7 protein-coding genes are annotated in these 5,602 nt (G+C 58.4%); 1 reads left to right on the top strand and 6 read right to left on the bottom strand.

Annotated features, from left to right (window positions below; translation table 11 throughout):
* Positions 1-110: 110 nt before the first annotated feature.
* Positions 111-950 carry a calcium-binding protein gene (locus HY26_RS15330; RefSeq protein ID WP_112074004.1) on the top strand — a complete coding sequence of 280 codons (840 nt, stop codon included), beginning with the start codon at positions 111-113 and terminating at the stop codon, positions 948-950.
* Positions 951-1,003: 53 nt separating this feature from the next.
* Here HY26_RS15330 and HY26_RS15325 read toward each other — a convergent pair whose 3' ends face one another.
* The 6 genes from HY26_RS15325 to HY26_RS15300 all read right to left on the bottom strand — a co-directional run.
* The gene (locus HY26_RS15325) at positions 1,004-1,783 is read right to left on the bottom strand and encodes an FkbM family methyltransferase (protein ID WP_158531525.1); all 780 of its coding nucleotides are present in this window, start codon (positions 1,781-1,783) and stop codon (positions 1,004-1,006) included.
* A gap of 821 nt (positions 1,784-2,604) precedes the next feature.
* Positions 2,605-2,925 carry a DUF736 domain-containing protein gene (locus HY26_RS15320; RefSeq protein ID WP_112074002.1) on the bottom strand — a complete coding sequence of 107 codons (321 nt, stop codon included), beginning with the start codon at positions 2,923-2,925 and terminating at the stop codon, positions 2,605-2,607.
* Positions 2,926-2,929: 4 nt separating this feature from the next.
* Positions 2,930-3,166: a DUF2274 domain-containing protein gene (locus tag HY26_RS15315; RefSeq protein WP_112074005.1), complete on the bottom strand. Its 237-nt coding sequence runs from the start codon at positions 3,164-3,166 to the stop codon at positions 2,930-2,932.
* A gap of 17 nt (positions 3,167-3,183) precedes the next feature.
* A complete protein-coding gene (locus HY26_RS15310) occupies positions 3,184-4,419 on the bottom strand; it encodes a TrbI/VirB10 family protein (protein ID WP_112074001.1) in 1,236 nt (411 codons plus the stop codon).
* A 3-nt stretch (positions 4,420-4,422) separates the two neighbouring features.
* Positions 4,423-5,418 carry a P-type conjugative transfer protein TrbG gene (trbG, locus tag HY26_RS15305; RefSeq protein ID WP_112074000.1) on the bottom strand — a complete coding sequence of 332 codons (996 nt, stop codon included), beginning with the start codon at positions 5,416-5,418 and terminating at the stop codon, positions 4,423-4,425.
* Positions 5,415-5,602 (bottom strand): VirB8/TrbF family protein (locus HY26_RS15300; RefSeq protein ID WP_255567043.1); only part of this gene is annotated, 188 nt, incomplete at its 5' end. The genes HY26_RS15300 and trbG, both read right to left, overlap by 4 nt.

Genomic DNA, 5,602 nt, shown 5'->3' with positions numbered 1-5,602 from the left:
AACCGGTGGACCACCTCGGTGGGGCAGAGCAGATTCGCCTAGATAGATAAAGTTGTCCTGCCTTCTCAACCGTGGGGAGGTGTTTTGATTTTCAAAATCTGGAGACACTTATGACTGTGTATTACGGGACAACTGGAAACGACACCATCAATGGTGGCGGCTCAGCCGATATCATCTACGGATATCAGGGCGATGACACTTTGCGTGGATATGGAGGGAATGACGTCCTCTATGGTGCGGAAGGTAATGACACCCTCCAAGGGGGTGACGGACAAGACACTCTCTATGGAGGCATCGGAAACGATCCTTATCTGCGCGGCGGCGGTGGAAACGACTGGATCTATGGCGAAGACGGTGATGATCATCTCATTGGTGACGGTGGGAATGATTACCTGAGCGGCGGCGCTGGGGTAGATTGGCTTGAAGGTGGTGACGGCCAGGACGTGGCGTATGGCGGCGCGGGCAATGATACGCTCGAAGGTGGTTCCGCAGACGACTGGCTCTTCGGTGATAGTGGCTCGGATACCATCCGCGGTGGCAATAACAATGACCGCCTGTTTGGAGGTGATGGTAACGACTTTATCTGGGGTGATGGCGGGAACGACTGGATCATCGGCGGCGACGGATCCGACACCATGAATGGTGGGACGAACAATCCTGACCGGTTCTATTTCCAACTCGGCGATGCTGACAATGACATCATCTCGGACTTCTGGGCAGAAGATTCTATCTACCTGGATACGGCACTTTACTCCCACTATGTGGGCGTTACATATGCTGGTCCGAATACGTACGATATGGTATTCGATAATGGCGAATCTATTCGCCTGATCGGTCCGGGTGCCTGGTCTCCGGCCGTCTACGTCTACACTGTCGGATCTTCAGATGATCCGTATCAGAATGTTGCAGGCGGCCCGAATGGGGACGGTACTGATTTCGGCCACGGCTGAGCGCTCATCTCTCAACTTTGTCTTCTGCCGGGAGCCGTTGCTTCCCGGCAGTTTCAGTCCGAAGTGAGGTCCGTCCGAAATTGCCCGCCGGGCAATGTGAGCGCTCGTGACGGGTGTACCAGAAAGTAGTCACGCCAGCGTCGCTTGGTGTCGAGTTCGGTAACGCGGATGAGTTCTGAATCGTCGTCGCTTAAGCGCCAAGCGACATAACCGAGCTGCAGGAAATAGGCGAGGATGTAGCCGGGATCTCGCCCAAAATTGTGCTGCAACGAAAACGGATGAATTTCGATAAGAAAAGTAGGCAGGAACTCCCGGATCGTTGTCTCACCTCCATCGATCATTAGGCCCTCGGCGCCTTCAATATCACACCGCACGAAGTCTAGGGTCTTAAGCCTCAGTTTTGCGACGATGGAATCGAGCGTAATGACGGGTGCCTTCTGCCGCTCAAATTCCGTGTCATTGGCTTTCGCTAGAAGCTCCTCTGATCCTCGTGCGCTGTCCCCAATGACAGCATAGGCGCGCCCAAGGTGCCCGCTGGTTTTCCGCGGGACGTTGAGCACTGTTTCCCCATCCTCGGCGCCGATGGCGTAATTGTGTGGATGCACGTTGCCAAGCTTGTGCCAACGGATGAGCCGGCACATGATTCCGTAGGAGTATTTTGAGGGCTCAAAAGCGTGAACTGTTCCCGCCGGGCCGACAATCTTGGACAGCAGATATGAGTGCCTGCCATCGCTCGCACCAAAGTGAAGGCAGGTATCTCCCCGCGTGCAAAGTTCCTTCATATAGGGCGCTTCAGGCTCGAACTTTCTGCCGCTCTTGTTGCGGCGATACATGCGCCAAGTCGTGTATAAGCTGCGCGCAAATATTATCGTCTTCATCGTGCTAACCTATATCTTTCTTGTTGGTACATTAGCCAAGGTTGGCGGACCAATTGTGACTTCGTTTTCCAAATGACATTGGTATACATCGTTGCGCCTATCAAACATCGCAATCCCGCTCAGAGGTCGACGGGACGGGCAAGCCTAAGGGGATCGTCCTTGTCGAATCCTTCAACATAGGCCTGAGGGCGAGTGCTTCAATGAGGCCATGTTTGCCCGGCCGAGTGAAGCCGCAATATCATTGAGACGTCGCAGAGTAACTTTAGCACCGTCCGTTCACACACATCCCAAAGTCGCCTCGCTCGGGCTGCGATGAGATGCCTCGTCTTCTGATACACGTCGTCCCGACCCGAATTGATCCTGTCGGTCTACAAAAAATTTACCGCAATTGTCGTAAGATCCCGTTCAATATGCATGATGGCTGCCAGTATCGACGACTATGGCTTGAAATGCTCGAGAAGACAATTGATGTCGACGGGGCGGCGCGTCGGTTTCACGACTCGATATTGTTTTCACTAGAGTCGATCGCGAGATGATTTAGTCGCTCGATAAAGCCTCCTGCTGGTTTCGCCCGCCTATTACTACGGAGGACAATGCCATGCCGGTCAACACCCTGGAATAGCAACATGCCAGCGGGCTCGGCTGGGCTAGGGCGCGCCCTTCGCCGTCGGGCGTAACAAGCGCTGGATAGCGCAAGGGGCAGGGCGTCCCGCATCTGCGATACATCAGCGCGTTACGGGCGTGAGTCAGCTTTCGGTGTTTGACAGCGGGCGCCGTCATGCTTGTGTCGACTTGACTCGATTCCATACCAAAATCCCGGTTTGTTCCTTGGCATTCTCGAAAAAGGCTGCCCGTACCGGTACCGCAAAACTCGGATCGTCCAGCTTCACAGCGAGATAGGGCGTTTCGCCATCCTTGGAGTCCTGACGCCACGCGGCGCCGAGTTCTGCTCCGCCTGCATAGAGCCGGTAATCCGGGGCATCGTCATTGACCTTGGTCTTGTTCGGGACCAGCTGGGCTTTGACATTGATGGTCATGGTACGGATGGTCCCAGTGTACTTGCCATCCTTCAGGGTGAATGCGCCGATTTGTGCCATGGGGTCAGTCTCCGTTTCTGGCGTTGTCGTGGAGGGCCTTGCGGGCCCGTTTGAACCCGGCGTCGGACGCCAGGAACATTTCGAGCATGGCTGGGATCAGCGTTTCAGGCTTTTCCTCCTCGCCATAGGCTTGTTGATAGATCGCGGCATAGTCAGTGAGGGCTGCGGCGAGATCCGGATCGAGCGCTACGGTCATGCGAACGGGCGTGCGGTCGGGAAGTCGTTCAAGTTTGAGGGACATTGTCGTCATCGTCATGGTCATTGAGGCCTCAGGATCAGGTCGCGCGTGACCACCACCCGCACGGGCCAGCCGGGCCGGATGCGAATGGTCGGCTGGATGCCGAGACTGCGATCGACAACGCGCTGGCCAGCCTGGTTCACCGTGTCGGTCGTCCCGCGGCGGATCGCCCGGACGATGTCGTCATTCTCGTTCGAAGGCCCGAGTTCGGCGCCGACCCCGAGGATGGTCGCGAGCCCTGCGGCGGCAAATACGCGGTCCCAGTGATGATCTGTCCGGTCGGAAAGGCCGGCATAGCCCTCGCCATCCGCTCCGGGCTCCGAGATTTGTATCGAGGACCCGTCGGGGAAGATGATCCGGTCCCAGACAACAAGGGCCCGGTCCTGTCCGAATGAGACTTCCGACTGGTAGCGGCCGATCAGGCGCGCGCCTTGCGGAATGAGCAGGTACTGCCCCTTCACCGTATCATAGACCGGCTGAGTGACCTGCGCGATGATGGTGCCGGGCAGGTCGCTGTTGATGCCTGTTACAAGCGAGGCCGGGATAAGCGTGCCTGCCATAACCTGGTAAGGAGAGAGCGGGTCCTGGACCTGTTGTGGATTGTAGATGTCGGATGCACCGCCCTCACCCACAAAGTCCAGCTTGCGATCCTGCAGATTCGTGTCGGCTTGTTGAGTAAAGCCGGATGGTGTCGCCGCCGGCGTCGCGGTAAGGGCAAGGAGTTCGGAGCGAAGATCGCCCGCGAGATCGCGGGAAGGCGGCTTTCCTGTGGGTAGGGCGGCGGATTCGGACTGGAGTTTGAAGAAGACAGGTGCGCGGGCGGCGTCTTCGGCGAGCGCCGCTTCGCGCATGCGTCTTGCCCGCGCGGCTTCATCTGCCGGATTGGGCCGGAAGTCGTCCTCGAACCGATCAGCATATTCCGGCTCGATGCCAAGATCGCGTTCGGCCGACAGGATCGTCGCACCGAGATCGCCGGAAAGCGGCGGGCCGAGCCTTGGCACGGCGTCATAGCTGGCCGGCAGGGTGGAAAAGCCTTCGGGTTTCCTTGTGTTCGTGGTGTTGTAGAGTTCGCGTTGTTCGCCAGGTTCGATGGCCTTCGGAGGGGCGAGCGCGATGCTCGCAGCGGCGAACAGGCCAAGCGCGCCAAGACCTGCACCCGCGATCAACACTTTGCGATTGATGCGCGTGACGGGCTTGGGCGCAGAGCGGATTTTTAGCCGCTCCGCATGTTCGTCAAAGGGAATGGGCTCTGACATGGCTCAGCCCCCGAAAATTGCCGCAAGGCCTGTCCGGCGCGGGGTCCGGGAAATCCGAACCACGGTCTGGTCCTTCTGGCCGAGCCGCAGTTCTGCCGCCCGGAACAGGCGGTCGACGACATAGTAATTTCCACGGACGCGATAGTTTACGAGTTCCGCATTTCCAGTCTCACCGAGTACGAATAGCGGCGGCATGTCGGTGGTGGCGATCGAGGCAGGCATCTGGATGAAAACCTGCCGTCCGTCATCGAACACCCGGACCGGCTTCCAGTCCGGATTGTCGCCGGTCATCCGGTAGTCGAAATTGAGCCCTTCCAGCGTCAGGCCCTGTTCGATGGACCCGCTCTCCCGTGCGATGGCCTGCGCATTGCGTGCCGTGAGGCCGGCAAGTTCATCTGCCGGATAGCGCCAGGAAAGGGCCGCCATATAGCTGCCATCCGTGCTTTCGAGTTCGAGGTGATAGGTCCGCCGGTCGGTGGCGATCATCAGATTGGTGCGGATACCGGCGCTGATGGGTTTGACCAGCACATGGGCGCGGGCATTTGTTCTTGATCCGGACGTGGTATCGCCGACGACCCAGCGGACCGTGTCACCAGCTGAGACGGAAACGAGTGTCTCTCCGGGCTGCAGGCCGACATCGCTGACCTGACCAGGGCTGGCATAGAGCCGGTAGAGCGCCCCTTCCGTATAGGGATAGACCTGAATCGCATTCACGTAGCCATCGACCGAGGGTTCGATCAGGGCGTGTTCTCGGCCTTCCTTGATAGCCTCTTCCGGGGAGACATGAGGTTCTGGTGTGGATGAGGCAACGGCCTTCATCTGTCCGGGCAGGGGCAGCGGGACGGCTGTTTCCACGATCCTGACCGGGTGATCGATCTCCTCTTCAAAGGGGGAGGCCGCCTGGAACGCCTCGGGGGCCAACGGTTCGAGGTCCGTCGGTGTTGTCGCGCAGGCGGCGATGAGGGCAAGCCCGGAACTTGCGAGCAGATTGCGGATCATTGGGTGTCTCCTGTGACAAGGTCCTGACCCCAATTGAGGCTATGGACATACAAACCGAGGGGATTGGCGCGGAGCGTCGCGGCATCTTTCGGGGGCTGGGTGATGAGGGAGAAGAGGCCGGTATAGCGCTCGGCTTTCACAAGCGCGCCGTTTTCATAGGTCTTCTCGATCCAGCGGGCCTGGA

This window comes from Hyphomonas sp. GM-8P, from assembly GCF_003263315.1.
GTDB lineage: Bacteria > Pseudomonadota > Alphaproteobacteria > Caulobacterales > Hyphomonadaceae > Hyphomonas.
Note: the sequence above shows the minus strand (reverse complement) of the source record. Positions and strands in the feature narration are given on the sequence as shown.